This window comes from Mycobacterium venezuelense (assembly GCF_054919535.1).
The window spans coordinates 297733-318631 of the sequence record NZ_JBONDW010000007.1 but is presented as its reverse complement, the minus strand read 5'-3'; the positions used below and the strand labels follow the sequence as shown (position 1 = coordinate 318631).

General features: G+C 64.8%; 19 protein-coding genes. 17 read left to right on the top strand and 2 right to left on the bottom strand.

All coding sequences use genetic code 11. From position 1 onward, the window contains the following. Positions 1-3 precede the first annotated feature (3 nt). The 3 genes from ACRCUN_RS14535 to ACRCUN_RS14525 are packed head-to-tail and all read left to right on the top strand — an operon-like array spanning position 4 to position 4414. Positions 4-1608, top strand: a complete 1605-nt coding sequence (locus tag ACRCUN_RS14535) for a dipeptide ABC transporter ATP-binding protein (RefSeq protein WP_462142333.1) — start codon at positions 4-6, stop codon at positions 1606-1608. After that, entirely contained in the window at positions 1605-3251 is a 1647-nt protein-coding gene (locus tag ACRCUN_RS14530) for an ABC transporter substrate-binding protein (RefSeq protein ID WP_462142332.1), read from the top strand. Before ACRCUN_RS14535 ends, ACRCUN_RS14530 begins: the two co-directional genes overlap by 4 nt. A 2-nt stretch (positions 3252-3253) precedes the next feature. Beyond that, the gene (locus ACRCUN_RS14525) at positions 3254-4414 is read left to right on the top strand and encodes an acyl-CoA dehydrogenase family protein (RefSeq protein WP_462142331.1); all 1161 of its coding nucleotides are present in this window, start codon (positions 3254-3256) and stop codon (positions 4412-4414) included. Positions 4415-4491: 77 nt separating this feature from the next. On the opposite strand, the gene ACRCUN_RS14520 is transcribed toward ACRCUN_RS14525, so the two are convergent. Beyond that, positions 4492-5505, bottom strand: coding sequence for an aldo/keto reductase (locus ACRCUN_RS14520; protein ID WP_462142330.1), 1014 nt, complete (start codon positions 5503-5505; stop codon positions 4492-4494). Positions 5506-5538: 33 nt separating this feature from the next. After that, positions 5539-6492, bottom strand: a complete 954-nt coding sequence (locus tag ACRCUN_RS14515) for a TauD/TfdA dioxygenase family protein (protein WP_462142329.1) — start codon at positions 6490-6492, stop codon at positions 5539-5541. A gap of 245 nt (positions 6493-6737) precedes the next feature. On the opposite strand from ACRCUN_RS14515, the gene ACRCUN_RS14510 reads away from it, so the two are divergent. The 14 genes from ACRCUN_RS14510 (at position 6738) to ACRCUN_RS14445 (ending at position 20843) form a co-directional block, all read left to right on the top strand. Next, positions 6738-7415: an aldo/keto reductase gene (locus tag ACRCUN_RS14510; protein WP_462142328.1), complete on the top strand. Its 678-nt coding sequence runs from the start codon at positions 6738-6740 to the stop codon at positions 7413-7415. Continuing rightward, positions 7366-7680, top strand: a complete 315-nt coding sequence (locus tag ACRCUN_RS14505) for an aldo-keto reductase family protein (protein WP_462142327.1) — start codon at positions 7366-7368, stop codon at positions 7678-7680. The genes ACRCUN_RS14510 and ACRCUN_RS14505 overlap by 50 nt, the downstream gene beginning before the upstream one ends. A gap of 326 nt (positions 7681-8006) precedes the next feature. Next, entirely contained in the window at positions 8007-8939 is a 933-nt protein-coding gene (locus tag ACRCUN_RS14500) for a LysR family transcriptional regulator (protein ID WP_462142326.1), read from the top strand. 136 nt (positions 8940-9075) lie between these two features. Beyond that, positions 9076-10416: an LLM class flavin-dependent oxidoreductase gene (locus tag ACRCUN_RS14495; protein WP_462142325.1), complete on the top strand. Its 1341-nt coding sequence runs from the start codon at positions 9076-9078 to the stop codon at positions 10414-10416. After that, positions 10413-11774 (top strand): FAD-dependent oxidoreductase, encoded by a 1362-nt coding sequence (locus ACRCUN_RS14490; RefSeq protein ID WP_462142324.1) that lies wholly within the window; start codon positions 10413-10415, stop codon positions 11772-11774. Before ACRCUN_RS14495 ends, ACRCUN_RS14490 begins: the two co-directional genes overlap by 4 nt. Beyond that, the gene (locus ACRCUN_RS14485) at positions 11774-12868 is read left to right on the top strand and encodes an LLM class flavin-dependent oxidoreductase (protein WP_462142323.1); all 1095 of its coding nucleotides are present in this window, start codon (positions 11774-11776) and stop codon (positions 12866-12868) included. The genes ACRCUN_RS14490 and ACRCUN_RS14485 overlap by 1 nt, the downstream gene beginning before the upstream one ends. Before the next feature lie 26 nt (positions 12869-12894). Continuing rightward, positions 12895-13173, top strand: coding sequence for a hypothetical protein (locus ACRCUN_RS14480; RefSeq protein ID WP_462142322.1), 279 nt, complete (start codon positions 12895-12897; stop codon positions 13171-13173). Positions 13174-13346: 173 nt separating this feature from the next. After that, positions 13347-14495 carry an ABC transporter substrate-binding protein gene (locus ACRCUN_RS14475; protein WP_462142321.1) on the top strand — a complete coding sequence of 383 codons (1149 nt, stop codon included), beginning with the start codon at positions 13347-13349 and terminating at the stop codon, positions 14493-14495. Between the two features lie 16 nt (positions 14496-14511). After that, positions 14512-15363 (top strand): ABC transporter ATP-binding protein, encoded by an 852-nt coding sequence (locus ACRCUN_RS14470; RefSeq protein ID WP_462142320.1) that lies wholly within the window; start codon positions 14512-14514, stop codon positions 15361-15363. Between the two features lie 22 nt (positions 15364-15385). Continuing rightward, entirely contained in the window at positions 15386-16225 is an 840-nt protein-coding gene (locus tag ACRCUN_RS14465; RefSeq protein ID WP_462142319.1) for an ABC transporter permease, read from the top strand. Between the two features lie 69 nt (positions 16226-16294). Further along, positions 16295-17005 carry a YcnI family copper-binding membrane protein gene (locus tag ACRCUN_RS14460; protein WP_462142318.1) on the top strand — a complete coding sequence of 237 codons (711 nt, stop codon included), beginning with the start codon at positions 16295-16297 and terminating at the stop codon, positions 17003-17005. A 28-nt stretch (positions 17006-17033) separates the two neighbouring features. Further along, on the top strand, positions 17034-18623 hold the full coding sequence (locus ACRCUN_RS14455) for a copper resistance CopC/CopD family protein (RefSeq protein WP_462142317.1): 1590 nt from the start codon (positions 17034-17036) through the stop codon (positions 18621-18623). Between the two features lie 21 nt (positions 18624-18644). Beyond that, the gene (locus ACRCUN_RS14450) at positions 18645-19574 is read left to right on the top strand and encodes a MetQ/NlpA family ABC transporter substrate-binding protein (protein WP_462142316.1); all 930 of its coding nucleotides are present in this window, start codon (positions 18645-18647) and stop codon (positions 19572-19574) included. A 27-nt stretch (positions 19575-19601) separates the two neighbouring features. Continuing rightward, positions 19602-20843, top strand: a complete 1242-nt coding sequence (locus ACRCUN_RS14445) for an acyl-CoA dehydrogenase family protein (RefSeq protein WP_462142315.1) — start codon at positions 19602-19604, stop codon at positions 20841-20843. Positions 20844-20899 lie beyond the last annotated feature (56 nt).

Sequence of the window (20899 nt, the reverse complement as noted above, 5' to 3'; positions counted from 1 at the left end):
GATATGAGTTCTTCTGCGTTGTTGTCGGTTTCCGGGCTGACGATCGACTACGGCACCAAATCGGCTGTGCTGCGCGACGTCTCACTCGACGTCCGAGCGGGTGAGGTGGTGGCACTGGTCGGCCAGTCGGGGTCGGGCAAGTCGACCATCGCGCGCGCTGTTCAGGGGCTTCTGCCAGACAACGGCCGGGTCGCCGCCGGTGAGATCCGCATCGGTGATCGGGACGTGGCCGGACTCTCGCAACAGAAATGGCGAGAACTACGCGGCACCACGATCGGGTTCGTACCGCAGGATCCGCTCGGATCACTCGACCCATTGAAGCCGGTCGGCGACCAGATCGCGGAGGTGCTCACGGTCCACCGGATCGCCGGCCACCGCGACGCGGCGTCCCGTGCGGTCGAACTGCTTGAGCGCGTCGGCATCCCGGAGCCGCAGAGACGGGCCGGGCATTACCCGCATCAGCTGTCCGGTGGCCAGCTGCAACGTGTACTCATTGCCATCGCGATCGCCGGTGAACCACGCCTGCTGATCGCCGATGAGCCGACTTCAGCCCTCGACGTCACGGTGCAACAACGAATCCTCGAACTGCTCGACGAACTCCGCCGGGAACGGCAGCTCGGGGTCCTGTTCATCACGCACGACCTGGCCCTCGCCCAACATCACAGCGATCACGTCGTCGTCCTGCGCGACGGCGAAGTTCGCGAAACCGGGCCGACGGCAACGGTGTTGGTCGCGCCCCAAGACGGGTACACCCGTCAGCTCATCGCCGACGCACCGGCACTGTCCCCCGACAAGTACGCGCGATCGTCAGCGAGGTCTACGCAGCCACCCGCCGAACCCATACTGAAAGTCCGCGAACTGGTGAAACAGTTCGGTGAGACCCGCGCCCTGGATTCCGTGTCGTTCGACGTCGAAACCGGGTCGATCCACGCGCTTGTCGGCGAGTCCGGTTCGGGCAAGACCACGGCTGCGCGGGTGTTGGCCGGCCTCACCGACTTCGACTCGGGTGAGGTCCGGGTCGCCGGAGATCTACGGGAGCCACGAAACCCTTTGAATACGGCACGGCAGCGAGCACAGGCGCGGACTCTGCAGATGGTGCATCAGAATCCGCTGGCCGCACTTGACCCGCGGTTCACGATCGGTGAGGCCGTCGCAGAGCCGCTGCGCATCAATCGAATCGGATCGCGGTCGCAACGGCGCCGCGAGGCGGGCGACGCACTCGACCGAGTCGGGCTCCCGGCGACACTGGCCGACCGCAAGCCCGGCGAGATCTCCGGCGGCCAGCGCCAACGCGTGGTGCTGGCCCGGGCCCTGATACTTCATCCGCCGATCCTGGTACTCGACGAGCCCACCTCGGCGCTGGACGTCACCGTGCAGGCACAGGTCGTGGAGTTGCTCGTCGAACTTCAGCGTGAACTGGCACTCACCTACCTGTTCATCTCGCACGACCTCAGCCTGGTGCGTCAGATCGCCGACACCGTCAGCGTGCTCGAGCACGGACGGCTGGTGGAAACCGGGCCTGTCGAACAGGTTTTCAGCGCACCGGCCGCGGCCTACACCCGGCGGTTGCTCGACGCGATTCCCGGCGCGCCGGCGCGAGCGGCATGAGCACCCGGCGACGAGTGGCCGCCCTCGTGGCGGCGGTGTCGGTCGTCACGTCCGGGCTGGTCGCCTGCGGCTCCGACCCCGATCAACAGCCGGCCCCGGCGGGCACCCGCGGCGGCCACCTGACCTATCTGGACGCGGAAGCCCCGGCATCCCTTCAGATCCAGGTCAGCTACTGGCAGAACAGCCTGTTGAAGGACCAGATGCTGGATCGACTCGTGTATCAGGATCCGAAGACCTTCGAGTTCGTACCCTGGATCGCCGAACGCTGGACCGTCGACGATTCCCAGCTGATCTACGAGTTCACCATCCGCGAGGGCGTCACCTACAGCGACGGCCAGGTCCTGGATGCCGAGTCGGTGCGGCGGAACCTGGACTGGCAAGCGAACGGCGACAAAGCCAAAGGCATCACGCGAAATACCTACTTTCCCAAGGTCAAATCGGTCACAGCCGACAACAGCCGCCGCCTCGTCCGCGTCACGCTGGCCGAGCCGTACGCGCCGTTCATCGCCGTCCTGACGCTCAACACCGCCGGGCTGGTCGCCGACGCCACGATCGACGCCAGCAAGGAGCAGCAGTCGGTCGTCACCAACCTGATCGGATCCGGACCGTTCTATGCCACCTCCGAGATCCCGGACAAGCAGATCGTCCTGTCCAAACGACGTGGCTACAACTGGGCGCCTGCCACCGCACCGCACCAGGGCGAGGCGTACCTGGACACCATCACCGTCATCCCGGTCACCGAGGACAGTGTGCGGGTCGGCGCCCTGCGGGCCGGTCAAGCCGATGCGATCCGCTACTCCCAGCCGCCGGACGAACGCCTGCTGGCCGCGGAAGGTTTCGACGTGCGCGGGCTGCGGACACCGGGATTGGCCAACACTCTAGACGTCCGCCAGACAGCGCCGCACCTGAAAGACATCAACGTCCGCAAGGCGATCGGCTACGGCATCGACCGTGACGAGATTTTGCACACCCTCTACACCGACAACTGGAAGGCCGCGCAGAACATCGTCACCAAGAACTTCCCCGGCTACACCGACCGCAGCGACGCGGTGCGCTACGACCCCGCCGAGGCCGTTCGCCGGCTCGAGGCCTCCGGGTGGACGCACGTCAACGACGACGGGTACCGGACCAAGGACGGCCAGGAGCTCGCCGTGAAGATCTACGTCGACGTCTATGACCACACGGCCAAACCGATGTACGAGCTGATCCAACGCCAGCTCCGACGGATCGGCATCCGGTTGGTGATCCGCCAGACCGACTTCGCCAACTATCCGACCGCCAGCATCGAGGGCTCAGTGGGCTTGCGCCGCAACGGATGGCCTACCGCCGACCCGGTGCGTCTGTGGCAGAACTACGACAGCGAGGGCGGTGATCTGTATGCGCTGGAGGGTTCTGACCCGACGATCGACCGCCTGCTGCGGGCCCAGATCAGCGCCACCGATCCGGCGCACCGGCTCAAGTTGCTGCAGGAATACAACAACTACGTGATCGACAACGCGTACTCCATCCCACTGCTGGAGGACACCCAGATCTTCGCCGTCGCGCCGCGGGTGCGGGGATTCGCCAACGCCGCCAACTCGGTGCCGTGGTTCTACGACACCTGGATCGACGGGTCCGCGCCTGCCGGCCCCGGAAAGGATTGACAATGACCGTTTTCGACGAGATCGCCGCGGACTACCGCCGCCGCCTGAATGAGGGTGGTATCGAACCACCCGGCCTCGGGCTGAAACTCGTGCGTGAGAACCGACTGGGTGCGGTGCGCCTGGCCACGGCGTACGGCGGCGGTGGCTATACGGTGCCGCAGTTCTTCGAGTTCCTGATCTCGCTGGCCGAGGCCGATCCCGACCTGGCCCACATTCTGCGCGTGCACTTCGCCAATGTCGAAGAGCTGCAGCGCGTCCCGGTGACCGCGGCCAAGCAACGGTGGATCTCGGTGATAGCCGAGGGCCGCCTGATCGGCGGGGTGAGCTCCGAACAGAGCACGCGCAGCGTCGGCGGCCAGAGCTATGACACCAAACTGCTTCGGGAAGGCGGCGGTTTGCGGTTGCGCGGCCGCAAGTTCTACAGCACCGGCGCTCAGTTCTCGGACTATCTGCGGGTGACGGCCGAGAACGAGGACGGCGCGCCGGTCGCGGCTGTGGTCCCCGCAGACCGGACCGGGGTCGTCCATCTCGACGATTGGGACGGTGTGGGCCAACGTCATACCGGTAGCGGGACAACCCTCTTCGAGGACGTCGCGGTGTCCGACGACGAGGTGCTCACGCTGGGCACCAACGTGGGCGTCGACCGGGCGCGTGGTGCCCTGGTGCAGTTGTACCTGCACGCGATCGCGGCGGGGATCCTGCGCAGCGTCGCATCCGAGGCGGCCACACTCGTACGAGAGCGGCACCGTACCTACACATTCGCGACCGCCGAAGCCCCCGCCCGCGACCCGCAACTGCTGGAGATCGTCGGCGAGATCGACGCGGCCGCGTACGCCGCGGAGGCGGTGGTTCTGCGCGCCGCAACAGAATTGGCGCCTGCGCTGGACACCGCCCGGGTCAGCGGAATCGACGCTGAGCTGGAGACCAAGGCTTCGATCGCGGCCGCACGGGTCAAGGTCGCGATCGAAGAACCTGCGCTGCGCGCGGCCTCGCGGATCTTCGACGCGGGCGGGGCATCCTCAGCCCGCTCGACGGCGCACCTCGACCGGCACTGGCGCAATCTGCGGACCCTGTTCTCCCACAACCCGACCGTGTACAAGGCCCGCGTCCTCGGAGATATCGCAGTGAACGGGGCGGCGCTTCCCGACAGCGGATTCTTCTGATTCGGTCGGCGCCCAGTGTGAAGAAGATGGCGAGATTTCCGGAAAATCGCGCCATCTTCTTCACGTTCGGCACGAGGTCAGGGCGCGGCCGGAGCCTCGGTGCCCAGGTGCTCGGGCCGGATTGACCGGTGGCCACCCACCCCTTCGGCAATGGTGTCGAGCCGTTCGAGATGTTCTGCGGTGAGCTCGACGCTCAAGGCGCCGATGTTCTCCCGTAAGTACTCGGCATGCCGGGTACCGGGGATGGGCACGACATCCCGTCCGCGCGACAGCACCCACGCCAGGGCGACCTGGCTGGGTTGTACCCCGATCTCAGCCGCGACGGCGGCGACGTTGTCGGCCAGGGCACGGTTGCGGTCGAACACGTCGGCACCGAACCGTGGGTGCCGGCTCTGGACGCCCTTGACGTCGGCGGTGGTGCGCACCCGCCCGGTCAGCCAGCCCCGCCCCAGCGGGGAGTAGGGCACGATGCCGATGCCGAGTTCGCGCGCGATCGGCGCGGTGTCGTTTTCGATATCCCTGGTGAACAGTGACCATTCGTTCTGGATCGCGGCGATCGGATGTACGGCGTGCGCGCGTCGCAACGTCTGCGGGCCGGGCTCCGACAATCCGATGTAGCGGATCTTCCCCGCGTCGACGAGTTCTTTGAGGGCGCCGACGGTGTCCTCGATCGGCACTTCGGGGTCCACGCGATGCTGGTAGTACAGGTCGACGTGGTCGATTCCGAGGCGGCGCAGCGAGCCCTCGATCGCGGTGCGCACATACTCCGGCCTGCCGTCGAGCGCACGGGCACCCGGGTTGGTGTCCCGGTCGAGGGCGTTACCGAACTTCGTTGCGATGACGAGGGAATCCCGTCTTCCGCGGATCGCCTTGCCGAGCAGGATCTCGCTGAACTCGGGACCGTAGACGTCGGCGGTGTCGAACAGGGTCACACCGAGATCGATGGCCGTGTCGACGAGTTCTTTGGCTTGCTTCTCGTCTTCGGGGCCTGCGCCCGTGCGAAAGCTCATGAAGCCGAGCCCGATTGGCGAGACGACCGGCCCGTTCGCGCCTAGTTGTCGATGGTCTGTGCTGGGTAGCGCGACTGACATTATGATCCGTTTCTCTTTGCAGGGCAGGCGGGTTCAGGAGCCGTGGAACGGTTCGCCGGACACCAGTTCGGATTCGCGGCCGTCGACGCCCTTGGGTATGTCCCCCTCGAGTGTCACACGGTAGAGGACGCGGTCGTAATCGAGATGGCCGGCGTCCGGGATGGCCAGGTGTGCCGTCGCCCGGTTGTCCCAGAACGCGACACTGCCAGGCGCCCAACGGAAACGCACGGTGAATTCGGTTCGGGTGGCTTCCTCCCAGAAAAGCTTGAGAATCGCCTCGCTCTGAGATGGGCTGAAGCCACGGATCTCCCGGGCACCACGCGTGAACCCGGGGCTGACGAACAGGGCCCGCTCGCCGGTCACGGGGTGCACCCTGACGGCGGGGTGGTATGCGACGAGATTTGCCTCCCGGACTTTGCGCTCGCGCTGGCTGCCCGTGGCCGCCCTGGTATTGAACTGATGTTTGATGTCGAGTTTGTCGGCGAAATCGCGCAGTTCCTTCGGCAGGTTCTCGTATGCGGCGACCAAGTTGGTCCAGGCCGTGTCGCCGCCGTACGGGGGCAGGATGTGCGCACGCAGGATCGAGGCCGCGGGCGGGTTCACCAGTGCCGTCACGTCGGTGTGCCAACTGTTGTCGTACGACGTGCGCTTGCGGCCGAGGTGACGCTCGTAGCGACGGCTGTCGATCGGCAGGATCTCCGGAAAACCCTCCGGCGGCTCCTCCTCATGCGGATGGGCCGGGGTGACGCGGCCGAACCGCCGCGCGAACGCGATCTGCTCGGCGTGGCCGATCTCCTGATCGCGGAAGAAGATCACCTTGTGGGTGTGGAGCGCGCCCCGGATCTCCTCGACCACACTGGGCTCCAGATCGCTACGGAGATCGACCCCGCGGATCTCTGCGCCGATGTAGCCGGCAAGGGGAACGACGTCCAGGCCGGTTTCGGTGAGGGGGCTGGTTGCGGTCGCTCGTTCGGAGAGGTCGGTCATCTGGCTGACTCCTGTATCGAGGTGTTGGCTGGCGAGCGGCGGTCCGCCTCGCTCTGGTCAGCGTCGGTTCGGCCGTCAGCACAAACAACCGTCTTCTGCTACCGGAACGTTTCAGCGCGGCTTAACGTCCCCCGTAATCCCGCAGTTCTCGTTTAGGAATCCCGTAGCGTCACACTTTTGAACGGCCCGCCTTGACGCGACACCATCGCACTCTCACCCACAACACCGATGGAGGATGAACACACGTGAGTGATCTGGAGCGGCGCCGGCTCGGTGACGACGGACCGCTGGTGACGGTACTCGGGTTCGGCGCCATGGAACTTCGCGGCGAACCGCATCGCAACCCGAGGCCACTCGACGAAGCGGTAGCCGCCGAGGTGCTCAACACGGTTCTGGACGAAGGCATCAACTTCATCGACACCTCGGTCGATTACGCCTTGAGCGAGGAGCGGATCGGCAAACACATCGGATCCCGGCGCGACGAGTACGTCCTCGCCTCGAAAGCCGGTTGCCCGTTGGGCTTCCACCCGGACGCTCCGCCTGGTCCACTCCCCCACGACTATTCACCCGCCAACATCCGCGCCGGCGTCGAACAGAGCTTGCGACGCCTGCGCACCGATCGCCTCGATCTCGTTCAACTGCACATCAGCCCGTCGCTAGAGGTGCTCCAGCGCGAGGGAGCCGTGGAGACGCTGAGTGCGTTGCGCGACGAGGGCAAGATCCTGGCCTTCGGCGTGTCATCGACCCTTCCGAACATCGACGATCATCTGCAAATCGATGAGTTCTCGGCCTTTCCAGGTGCCATTTTCTGCCCTGGAGCGCGATCTGGAAACTCGCCTCCGACTTGCCGAGGAACGCGGGTTCGGCATCATCGTGCGGGGCGGAGTCGCACAGGCGGGCAAGCGGGAGAAGACAACTGCTGACGGCCGCCCGGTCACCTGGGCTGACGTCGGCCTGGACGACCTGCGCGACGGAGACACCGAGCAGGGTTTCCTGCTGCGCTACGCCATTGCAACGCCCGGCGTCACGACAATCATCGCCGGAACCGCCAACCCGGACCACGTCCGCGAGAACGCGGTTGCCGCCCGTCGCGGCCCACTGCCCGACGACGTGTATGCCGAGGCACAACGACGCCTTGATCACGCCGGAATTACAACCGCGGTGATTCCTGCGGGCTCAGCTTCATAGAGCCTGTTCAGAGGCCTGATAGCGGTTATGGCGGGCGCGGGTCTCCTGCGCCCGCCCACACGTTTCTGCAATCATTCGACCTTGTGAACTCGACGGACCTCATCACGTCACTGCACGTCGATCTCATGCGCGACTGTAGCGCGATCTGTTGTCGCTGAGCCTGCTTCGGGCCCGCCCGACACAAGCTGTGCGCGCGCCATTCTGATCGACACGCTGCCGGGCAGTTGTGTCCAGCCGCAAGTCTCGCATCAAGCTGATGAGGTTCCCATGTCAATCGCGCCGATCGCCAACCCACTCCAGGCAAAAGCCACCGCGGGGAGTGTTTGATGTTGGATCTACGCCGCATGATGCTGCTGTCCGACCTGGCCGACCTGGGTTCGGTAACCGCCGTGGCCGAGCGGCGCAACATCACGAGTTCTGCTGTTTCTCAACAACTTCGCGTGCTCGAAGAAGAGGCGGGTGCGGTCCTGTTCCGGCGCGACGGCCGAACTCTGGGGCTGACTCGAAGTGGCCAGGTGCTCGCCGAGCATGTGCGTCGTGTTCTGGTCGCGGTCGACGAAGCCATGAGCGCCGTCGCCGAAACCAGGGACAGGGTCTCCGGGCAGGTCGCGATCGCCACGTTCAACATGGGGATTCCGACGCTGGCTGTTCCGCTCATGCAACGGCTCAGTGGCGAGGCGCCGGATCTACGGGTGCAGGTGCAGCAGGAGTCGAGTTCGGCCGCCATCCGCCTGCTCCGCCAAGGTGAGGTGGACGTCGCGATCACCTGCCAGTACGACTTCGTCGGTCAGGATTCACCAGGCGGTCTGAATGCCGTGCCGCTGCTGTTCGAGCCCCTCGTGCTGTTGGCGCCGACGCATACCCACTTGAGGGTTCGCAAGAACGGTCTTGCAGCACTGGCCGACGGACCATGGGTGACAGGCCCCCAGAACTCCGGTCTCGGCGCCGCGGTCATGCGGGCAGGCGAAAGCGCCGGTTTCACACCACAAGTCAAACATCGGTTGATCGGAGCGCAGAATATCTGTGACCTCGCGGCAACCGAGGTCGCGTCGGCGATCGTGCCCCGCCTTTCGGTCCCGGCGAAGTTGGCAGGTCTCATCGTGCCGGGACTGGATCTCGGCGGGCGGACCGTCAGTGCGGTGGTCCGCGCCGGGCGGCAACGTGACCCCAACATCGCGCTGATCCTGCGGACACTGCGGACGATCGCGGACGAGGCCATGCCTGCGCAATCCGACGAGGCACTGAGCGTCGCCTCCTGACGCCGGGTGCCACGCGGCATAGACGCAGTTCCGCTACACCATTCTCGTAGCGAAAGTTCGGAGCTTTATCAGCATCGAGTCGATAACTTGTGACCAATCAACAGATTTCACTATACCTGGTCTGGAGGTCACCTAGATGAGCGGACGTCAGCTACACCTGAATGCGTTCCTCATGAGCACGGGCCACCACGAGGCGTCGTGGCGTCTGCCGGAGAGCGACCCGTTCGCGGCGACCACGGTCTCGCACTACGTCGAGCTGGCCACCATCGCCGAACGCGGCACCTTCGATTCGCTCTTCCTCGCCGACAGCCCGCAGCTCAACGGTGACGTCGGGCGCAGGCCGCTCGGCGTTCTCGAACCACTGACTCTGTTGACCGCCTTGGCAGGCGCCACGGAGCGGATCGGGCTCATCGCGACCGCGTCGACGTCATACAACTCGCCCTACAACCTCGCTCGTCGGCTCGCCTCGCTCGACCACGTGAGCAACGGGCGTGCCGGGTGGAACATCGTCACCACCGCGTCCGTGGAAGCGGCTCGCAATTTCGGCTTGAGCGAGTTGCCCGATCACGCGTCCCGGTATGCGCGGGCCGACGAGTTCATACAGGTGACGCGAAAGCTTTGGGACAGCTGGGAAGACGATGCGATCGTCGCGGACAAATCGACGGGCCGGTGGGGTGACCAGTCGAAGATCCACCCGCCCGCACACCGCGGCGAGTACTTCTCGGTCGAAGGCCCGCTGAACATCCCCCGCTCGCCCCAGGGCTATCCCCTTCTGGTCCAAGCAGGCTCGTCCGAGGACGGCAAAGGACTGGCCGCACGGTATGCCGAGGCGGTGTTCACCGCGCAGCAGACCATCGAGGAAGGCCGCGCGTTCTACGCCGATCTCAAATCCCGTGCCGTCGCGGCCGGGCGCGACCCCGACACCGTCAAGATCCTGCCGGGCATCGTCCCGGTGATCGGCAGCACCGAGGGCGAGGCAGCCGCCAAAGATCGCGAGCTCGAAGAGGCGATCGTGCCCGAGTACGCGCACCGGCAACTCGCGAACACGTTGCGGATCCCGCTCGATGATCTGGAACTCGACAAACAACTGCCCGACCGGCTGCTACCCGAAGACGCGATCGAAGGCGCCAAGAGCCGTTACACGCTGGTGGTCGAGTTAGCTCGTCGGGAACACCTCACCGTGCGGCAATTGATCGGGCGCCTCGGCGGGGGCCGCGGTCACCGCACATTCGTGGGCACACCCGAGCGGGTGGCCGACACGATCGAGGAGTGGTACCGCGGTGGTGCGGCCGACGGCTTCAACATCATGCCGCCGACGCTGCCGTCCGGCCTGGAACTGTTCGTCGACCATGTCGTACCGATTCTCCGGGCGCGCGGCCTTTTCCGCACCGAGTACTCCGCTTCGACGTTGCGTGGACACTACGGGCTCGCCCGGCCTTCCAATTCCCATCTACTCGCCGAGGCGGTGTCCCGATGACCACACAGGATTTGAGCATTGCGAGCGCGGATATCGCGGCGAAGGAATCGTTGCGGTTACTCGGGCTCGACGGCAACAACTGGATCGCGGCGCGCGAGGACGTCGACCACGATGTGGCCATCATCGGCGGCGGACAGACCGGCATCACAACGGCTCATGCCCTGCTGCGGGCAGGGGTGGCGAACGTGACCGTCATCGACGCGGGCCGACAGGAGTCAGATCTGGCCTGGCAGTCCCGTGCACGGATGCGCACGCTGCGGACGGGAAAGACCATCTCGGGGCCCGAGCTGGGCAATGCGGCACTGACGTTTCGCGCTTGGTTCGAAAGCATCTACGGGCCAGCGGCTTTCGACGACATCGACCGCATCGCCACATCCGACTGGGCGGACTACCTGAGCTGGTTCCGTGAGCAGGTCGGTGTGGAGGTTCGCCGCGGCATCCGCGTCACTGACATCGCGCCCGGCGAGACGGGGTTGCGTCTGACTCTGGAACAAGACGGCCATCGATGGACCGAAACCACCCGTAAACTGGTCCTCGCCGGTGGCGTGTCCGGCACCGGGGGTCCCTACATCCCCGCCGAACTTCGCGGCCTGCCCCCGGCGCTGTGGGCACACACCGCCGACGCGATCGACTTCGACTCACTGCGCGGCAAGAGTGTCGCCGTACTCGGTGCCGCGGCCTCGGCCTTCGACGCCGCGGCCACGGCGTTGGAAGCGGGTGCGGGCGAGGTGCACGTGTACACCCGCCGGCCCGCTGTCGTCGTCGCCAATCTCGCCAACCGACCCAACCCGTTGATACAGGACGTGTTTCATCTCCTCAGTGACGCCGAGCGTTGGGAGCAGCGCGTCAAGGCGGCCCGGCAGGGCGCAAACGTACCGGAGGATTCGGTCACCCGCGCAGCAGCGTTCGACAACTACCACGTGCACGTTTCGGCCGCGTGGTCATCTGCCTCCGAACACGGCGGCCGCGTACGCGTGGACGCGGCCGACGGCGTACGCACGTTCGACTATGCGATCGCCGGAACGGGCTACCAGCAGAACCCGTCCACACGTCCCGAACTCGCGACCATCGCACCGCACATCGCGCTGTGGAAGGACGTCTACACACCACCGGAAGGACTCGAGAACGACATCCTCGGAGTGGCACCGTATCTGGGACCCGGATACGAGTTCACCGAAAAGATCCCCGGATCGGCGCCGTGGCTGGCCGACATCCATGTGTTCAGCATCGGCGCGAACGTCAGTTTCGGCCGCCCCGTCGGCGACATTCCGAGCTTGCGGATCGGCGTGCCACGGCTGTCTCAGGCGATCACCAGAGACCTCGTTGTCGCCGATCTCCATGCCGCGAAGGGAGCCTGATGACGACGACCGACCGGCTCCGCCACGAGTTTCTCTGGTACATCCCGAACACCGTCGAGCCCGGGCATCGCGGCGACGACACGGTCGATGGGTGGGGAACCCTGGACTACTCGGTCGATCTCGCGCTCCGGGCCGAGCAGCACGGCTGGGCAGGCGCCTTGATCGGCACGGGATGGGGCCGGCCCGACACCTTCACCGTCGCAACCGCGATCGCGGCACGCACCACCACGTTCACCCCACTCGTGGCGATCCGGCCGGGCTATTGGCATCCCGCCCACTTCGCCAGTGCGGCGGCAACACTCGATCAGCTCAGCCGTGGTCGGCTGTTCATCAACATCGTCAGCGGCACCGACGACCTGGCGGCATACGGTGACGGCGAATTCGACAAGTCCCGTCGGTACGACCGCACCAGAGAGTTCCTGCAGGTGGTTCGCCGCCTGTGGCGTGAGGAAGATGTCAATTTCGACGGCGAGTTCTTCCGCGTCGAACATTCGACGGTCGCCCCCCGAGTATTCGGTGCCGAGCAGGGCCGCCACCCCCGTTTGTACTTCGGTGGCGCCTCGACAGCCGCTGAACACGTCGCGGTTGCCGAGGCAGACGTGCAGTTGTTCTGGGGTGAACCCCTCGACGGGATCGCCGAGCGTATCGACCGGTTGAAGACGCTGTCGGACAAGCTCGGTCGTGAACACGCTCCGCTCGAATTCGGATTGCGGGTGACCACCCTGATCCGCGACACCACCGAGCAGGCCTGGCACGACGCCGAAGCCAAGATCGCCTCGATCGCGGGGCGGCCCGATCTACACGGCCGCCAGCAGGGTGCTGCCGTGGGGCAACAACGCCTTCTCGACCTCGCCGAACGCGGCGAGGTTCTCGACACGTGCCTGTACACCACGCCCGGCCGCTATGGCGGAGGCGGCGCCGGAACCACCTGGCTCGTCGGTTCGGCCGCCGATGTCGGTGCCGCACTGCAGCGCTACGCCGAGCTCGGTGTCACCCACTTCGTCCTGTCGGACACGCCGTACAAGTCCGAAGTCGGCAGGGTCGGTGACCAACTGCTACCGCGTCTGCGACAGCCGGTACCTGCGGCGAACTGACGACCGCCCACCTCGAACCCGGCGTGATGGTCCAGCAAAGTCACCCGGTCGCAGGCATTCTCGACCTCGGCCGATATCCACACGGCCGAGACGACCTGGCTGAACAGGTCACAGCGGCATTCCGTGCGGCACAGTTCCTTTCGGAAACCCGTGACGCCATCATGGCCTGGAAGTACCGCAAGCTGATCGCCAACCTCGGCAACGGGGTCACTGCGCGTACCGGAGCGGTCCGGCGGCCGATGAACTCGTTACACTCGCACCGGCTGAGGCCGAGCAGGTTCTCGCCGACGCCGGCATCCAGCTAGTCAGCGCCGAACGAGATGCGCAGCGGCGCGGAGAAATTTATGCGCGGCGGAGCACGCGATGACTACCTCGGGTCCACCGGGCAGAGCGTGGCGCGCGTCCACCCGAAACTGAAGCTGAACTTAAGCGTTTCGGTAGCCGAAATTTCTTGTCGCCCAGCGGTACCCACTCGACCATGAATCCTACACAACCCATCAGCTCAGGGAAGGTACCGATGCTCAAGGCACAGGCCGCACTGCACGGCCAATTCCGCCGCGGCGCCATCACGCTCATCGCTGCGGCGTTGGCGGCGACCACGTTTGTGGCGTGCTCGTCGAGTGACTCCGCTGAGTCGGCGCAAGCCGAACAGGTCGTGCCGGCCGACCCGAACAACCCCGTCTACTTCAAGTGGTCCGAGGATCCGAAGGCGCCGTCACTGGTGAAGCTAGCCGACGAATTCGGACTGTGGGACAAGGCCAGTATCCGTCCAGAATATGTCGGCGCGATCGACTCGGGGCAGATACCCGCGCTACTCGGCACCGGGGACATCACGTTCGCGTCCTACATGTTCAACCGATCGCTGTCGGCTGTGGCAGCTGGGGTGGATCTGAAGGTCATCGCATCGCGCACCTACACGACCAAAGATGAGCCGCACATGGAGTACTTCACCCGCGCGGATTCCGCGATCGGACCGGACAATCTGAAGGAACTCGAGGGAAAGACCGTATCGCTGAATTCTCTGAAAGGCTGCGCTGAGTTCATTCTCAAGGACTACCTCGTCAAGAACGACGTCGATATCACCAAGGTGAAATTCCTGACGCAGTCCGAGAGCCAGATGCCGCAGTCCCTCGAGCAGGGCGAGGTGGACCTGGCGGTGATCCATCCGCCACTCAACGGTGTGTTGCGCACCGATTCGGCGCTCAAAGTCGCCTTCTCCGACTTCAACAACTCCGGCGAGGACGGCGGACTCGCACCGATCAGCGCCAGTGGCAAGTTCATTCGAAAGTACCCAGAACAGACCAAGGAGTTCGTCGGCATCCTCGCAAAGGTGGCCAACTGGGCCAACGGCCATCCCGACGAGTACCGCGACAAAGTCGCCCAGCTGACCGGGTTACCGAAAGAACAGGTCACGAAGCACTACTACGCAAACAACCTCATCCTCGACAAACAACAGACGGGCTTCTGGTGGGGCCTGGCCGAGCGTGTCGGCACGCTGACTCCCGAAGAGGCGAAGCTGACGCCCGAGGACGTGGCGACCAACGAGTACAACCCGTACGCGAAGTCGCCGGCCCTGATCGAGTCGCAGGCCGACAACACCGAGGTCCTCACGGACACCGAAATCTGATCGAGCAGAGGTAGATATGGCACAGCCACTCACTGATCTTCCCAGTGATGAGGTTCGCGAGCACGCAGTCAAGATTCAGGCCAGCGGGCTACACAAGGTGTTCGCGCACATCGGCAAGGGTTCCGGGGACACCAAAACCACCGCAACGGAGGTCCTCCGGGACTTCGACCTCGACATCCGCGAAGGCGAGTTCCTTTCACTGCTCGGTCCGAGCGGCTGTGGAAAGTCGACATTCCTCAACATTCTCGCCGGCCTGGAGACCTACGACGGCGGCGAGCTGCAGCTGGACGGATCCCCGATCCGAGGGGTCAGCAAGAAGGTCGGCGTAGTCTTCCAGAGCTACGCCCTCTTCCCGTGGCTATCAGTCCAGAAGAACGTCGAGGTCGGGTTGAAGGTTCGCTCGATTCCCGCCGCCGAGCGCAAGAAGACATCCGACCGCATCCTGAAAACCGTTGGGTTGGAGAACTTCGCCCATCACCTTCCACACCGTCTGTCGGGCGGTATGCGCCAGCGTGTTGCCATCGCACGATCGCTGGCGTATGACCCCGAAGTCCTCGTCCTGGACGAACCGTTCGCCGCATTGGACGCCCAGACCCGCGAGTTCCTGCAGAACGAACTGTTGCGGATCTGGGAATCGGGTACGCGCAAGAAGACAATTCTCTTCGTCACACACTCGATCGACGAAGCGATCTTCCTCTCGGACCGCATCGCGGTGATGACCAAACGTCCGGGCGCGGTGAAGGACCTCATCGACGTGAGCCTGCCGAGACCGCGTGATGACGACTCGCGCGCAAGCGCGGAATTCGGCCGGATCCGCGGGCAGGTTGCCCAAATCCTCAAGGAGGAGGTTGAAGTTGGTAACAACTGAAACTGCTGCGCCGACGGATGCAGTGTCACGGCCACCCCGTGTCGCGCCCGTCTCCGGCGCGACGCCGCCTCCCCCGCTGTGGCGGGCGTGGTTGGCCAAGTACGACAAGTACCTCTACGGGACAGTCGGTGTAGCACTGTTCGTGTTCGCCTGGTGGTTGGCAACTGTTGCCGGACTGCTGGATCCGAAGTTCCTCACGCCGCCGCAGAAGGTTTTCGAGCAGCTCGTCGAAGGCTTGTCCGCCGACGGCGAACTCCGCAAGCAGGTGTGGCCAAGCCTGCGCCGCGGCCTGTCGGGTTTCCTCATCGGGGTGAGCCTCGGCGTTGTGTCCGGCATCTTGGTCGGCTCGGTACGGTTCCTGGAGAAGGCATTTGATCCTGTTCTCCTGTTCTTTCGGAGTCTGTCCATCCTCGCCTTGTTCCCCGTGTTCCTGTTGTTCTTCGGCATCGGTGAACAGTCGAAAGTCGCGATCGTCACCTGGGCGGCCTTCTGGCCGGTATTCATCAGCACCGTCAACGCAGTGAAGGGCGTCGAGAAGATCCTGCTCAATGCCGCACGCACGCTCGGCGCGGGACGTGCCTACATCTTCACCCGAGTGGTGTTGCCCGCATCGATCCCCAATATCTTCCCCGGCATCAGGCTCGCCGCGTCTTACGCATTCACCGCGTTGGTCGCCGCGGAGTACCTCGGTGCCACCGAGGGCATCGGCATCTACATCCGATCCAGTCAAGAGGGATACCAGATCCCGGCGATGTACTCGGGGATCGTGGTGCTGGGCATCATCGGGGTCACGCTGAACCTCATCCTCGCCGGCGTCGAAAAGCGATTAACCGCCTGGCAACTCGGCCTCACCAACAAGTAACCAGATCGGAACACCATGCCGAAGACACCGAAAACGCTTCATCTACTTGTCGTTTCCGCACTTGTTGGCGTGGGCGCAGTCCTGTCCGCCACACCGGCGGCAGCACATGTCCGGGTGGACGAAGGACAACAGCCACCACAGGGTGGCTACGGCATCGTGCGGCTGATCGTGCCGAGCGAGTCGGCACAGGCGTCCACCACCGGCCTGACAGTGACACTGCCGGACAACGTCCACCTCACCTCGGCCCGTACATTGCCGATTCCTGGATGGAGGGCCGCCGTGGAGACCACGCCGTCGGGCGACGGACAGCGGGTATCGAGGATCACCTGGCAAGCGATCGACAAGGCCGACGGCCTGCGGCCGTCGGAGTTCGGTGAGTTCGCCTTCTCGGCAGGACCATGGCCGGAGAACGTGGATTCCGTTGCGTTGCTGTCCGATCAGGCCTACAGCGACGGCTCGGTGGTGTCGTGGAACGAGATCGCCGTCGACAATGACAGCGAACCGGAGAAACCTGCTCCTGTGGTGGCTTTGGCGCCGGCGGAAGCCGGCCACAGCCATACGGGCGACGGACACGGTGCCCCATCGGAATCGGCGACGAACGTGACGGCTGCCGAGGCCGGACCCGGCCATCACGACGCGTCGGCAGACACCACCCTGGTTGCCGCAGAGTCATCCGGCCAGGAATCGTGGGCTTGGCGTGCCACGTCTGTGGTAAGTCTCCTGATCGCGCTCGCCACCGCCGCCGCACTGGCGGTTGCGGTGCGCCGCAACAGGTCCTAGGAGTGTGCCGCGGGCACGTGACCGGCGTATGGGAACCGGATATCAGCATCGTTGCGCCTATCGCACCGTCGTGTGGGGGCTGGTGATGATCGCGGTGGCCGCGGGTCTGTTGTGGACGGCGGGCCCCGCTTCCGCGCACGCCAGCGTGGTGAGTAGCGCACCAAATGATGGAGCACAACTGGATTCGTCCCCGCTCGTGCTGTCCTTCGACCTCGGTGAACCCGTCACCCTCGTCGAAGGCTCCGTGCAAGTCATCGACGTCGACGGCACGCGGTACCCGCTGGCGTCCCCGCACCTGGAAGCCGGACACCAACGCATCGTGGTGCAGTTGTCCGAGACACTGCCCGACGGCGCGTACCTGGCCACCGCACGGGTGGTGTCCCCCGACACTCACGTCGTATCCCTGTCGATCCGGTTCACGGTGGGCTCGGTGACCGAACAGGGCGACTGGTCGGCGGCAGGCCCGACGTCGGCGATAAGTCGATCGGTGCTGCTTCCGATCAAAATCCTCGTGTATCTGGGCACCACCGGTTCGGCAGGCCTGTTGTTGGCCGCCTCTTGGGCATGGCCGGACACATTGAGGACACCGCGATTCCGGGTCGTGTACCGAGTCGGCGCCGGCCTTCTGACAGTCGGACTGATCGGCCGGTTCGCCGTGTTGGCCACCGAGCAGGCCGGGGCGCTCTCCGATATCTCCTGGTCCGCCGTCTCGGCGATCGCACGCATGCCGTTCGGGATTGCCCTGGTACTTGCGGCCGTCCTTACGGTGACCACGTTCGTTCGTCCACCCACCCGCGGCTATCTGGCCCTGACTCTTGGATACCTGCAGGCCGCAACGGCTCTCATCGCGGTCGCCCTTGGCGGCCACGGCGGCTCAACCAACCTGTGGCCGTTGCCGTTCATGGCCACCGTAGTACACGTGTACGCGATTGCCGTCTGGCTGGGCGGCCTGGCGCTGATCGTCCTGGGGCAGAGTACTGTTCGGCAACTGAGGCAGTGGCATCGGGTGGCAGCCGGCCATGTCGTCGTGGCGCTCCTCGTGGGCGCCGTCCTGACGACCCTGCAGGTGCGGCCGGTCGCTGCGTTGTTCACCACGTCTTACGGCATCACACTTCTGGTGAAGGTCGGTCTCGCGGCAGTCACTGTCGCCGCCGGCTATATCGCCTATCGCTCATTGGGCGCACGGCCTGCCGGCCGCACGCGCGTCGTGTTGATCGAAACCGCACTTGCCCTGTCGATCGTCGGTGCGACGTCCTTGCTGTCATCATTGACGCCGGCCCGCGACAGCTACACCAGGACCGTGGCCACGAGGCTCGACTTCGGCGGATCAGCTGTGCTGGGGGTTGATATCGACACCATCCGTCGCGGCAGTCAAGTGGTGGTGATCACCAAACCCGCCGCAGTGCCAGATGTCGAGGTCAGCGCCGAATTGTCCTCAACTCAAGCCAATGTCGCGCGATTGCCAGTGGAACTCAGGCAGGGGCGCAGTGCGGACGGCGCGGTGGTGTGGCGCAGCTCGGGCCTTATCGTGCCTGCCCCAGGACGCTGGAAGATGACAATCCGATTCGACGACGGCAGCGGGCCGAAGTTGGCGTCGTTCTTCTATCAGGTGTTGTAGGCCCGGCCCAATGGAGATTCAATGACATTGCTACAGCTGACTTTTCGCAAGGTTGCGGCACTCGTCGCCATGGTGTCGGTAGCCGCGGCGATCGCTGGATGCGCAGACGGTACACCGGTCACGTACTCCGAGAGCACCTCAGGTGATGTATTGCGGGTTCAGGTAGGCGGCGAGGGCTACCGCGATGTGTTGGAGTTCGTCACGAATGCCAAGCTGGCGGGCGATGTCAAACTCGAATTGCTGGACGCTTCGGCTGACGCCAACGGCCAGGTCGTCGACGGCAAGGCCGATCTTGCCTTTTACCAGACCCAACCGGCCTTTCTCGGCAACCAGGAGAGCAACGGCCACAACACGCTCAGCATCGTCTCCAGGGTCGACGTCGCACCATATGCTCTCTATTCTTCGAAGTTCAAAGACCTCGAACCCACCGAGGACTGGGTGAACTCGAACCTGGTCGCCGACCAGATCACCGGAACGAGCCTGCCGCACGGTTCAGAAGTCGCGGTGCCTCAGACAAAGGCCGGCTTCGCGCGGAGTCTGTATCTGTTGCAAACGGTGGATCTCGTAAAGCTCGATCGTGGATTCGGCGGGCTGACGATCGCAGACCTGTCGGTGTCGGAGGCCAATATTCTCGAGTCGCAACGGCACCTGGCCATCCGGGGCCTCGACTTCACCGAGTTCGCAGAGGACATATACGACAACTACGACGCCGTCGTGCTCGATCCGACCACTGCCACGTCCATCGGTCTGGTACCGGCCAGGGACGCACTGGCCATCGAGCCGGGGCCCGGCAACCCGTATGCCCGTGTCCTCGTTGCCCCGTCACGGCTGGCGGGTGACCCCCGCGTGTCGGCGCTGGCACACGCGTTGGAGAGCAAGGAGGTGGCGCAGTACCTGACGACCACGTACCACGGCAAATTCATCTCGGCCCAGGTGCCATTCGAACCCTGATGCCAATTCGACGACGAGAGACCATAGATGACCATCACCGCACCCACTGTCAGTGAGAAAGCCATCGCGTCACCGGTTTTCGACGAACCCGTGACCGTCGGTTCAGCCGGGCTGGAAGCGCTGCTGACTTACCTCGATGCCGGTGTCGTCGAACGTGACGAGGCGGATCGGCATCCGTTCGAGGAGTTCGAAGCCATCCGCGCGGCGCGACTCGGCGCACTGCGGCTTCCAGCAGCGTCGGGTGGTGGAGGTGCGACGCTGACCCAGCTGTTTCAAACGGTGATCGCGCTCGGGGAGGCCGACCCCAATGTCGCCCACAGTGTGCGCAATCATTTCAATTTCACCGAGAGCCTACTGCGCCAGAACGGCGGTTCGGACAGCAGGTGGCTGGACGAAATCCGAGCCGGCAAGCTGTTCGGGACATCGACGACCGAGCTCAGCGGCAAGCAGGCCGGCCGGCGCAACCGGGAGTTCGAGACCGCAATCCTCGACGGCCCCGACGGTCTGCGTCTGACCGGCACGAAGTTCTACAGCACCGGCAACCTGTACGCCGATTACCTTGTCGTCAGCGCGACTGGCCCCGACGGCAATCCGGTTCGAGTAGTCGTTCCCTCCGATCGCGAAGGTGTGTCCCTCGAGCGCGATTGGGACGGAATCGGTCAGCGGTTCACCGGAAGCGGTACGACCAACTACGACAACGTTTCCGTCGACCGCAAGGACTTCCTCAGCCGCGGCACCTTGTACGGCGAGCTTCCGTACTCGGCGACATTTCCCCAGCTGTATCTCACCGCTGTGATCGCGGGAATCCTGCGTCGGGTGACACGCGACGCCGCAACTCTCGTCCGTAACAAGCAGCGGACGTTTTATCACGCCGCATCTGACAATCCCGTCGATGATCCAATCCTGCAGCAGACCGTCGGCTTGTTGTCCAGCCAGGCCTTCGCGGCCGAAGCCCTCGTGACGTCGGCCGCCGATGCGCTCTCTGAGGCCTACACCGCACACGGCACGGCCGCGGAGCCCGATCTGTCGTTGCGCGCTGCGCTGCGTGCCGCGAAGGCGAAAGTGGTCGTCGACGAAGTGGCCCTGCGTGCCGCGGGTGACCTGTTCGACGTCGGCGGCGGGACGGCTGCCCGACGGAGTTCGCACCTGGACCGGCACTGGCGAAACATCCGTACGCTCGCCGCGCACAATCCGAGGACCTATAAGGCCAGGGCCATCGGCGCCCACGAGCTGACCGGTGCAGCACTCCCGAACGGAGCATTCTTCTGAGTATCCGCGGCCTACACCTCTGACTCACCGGTGAAAACCCCACCAACACACGATAA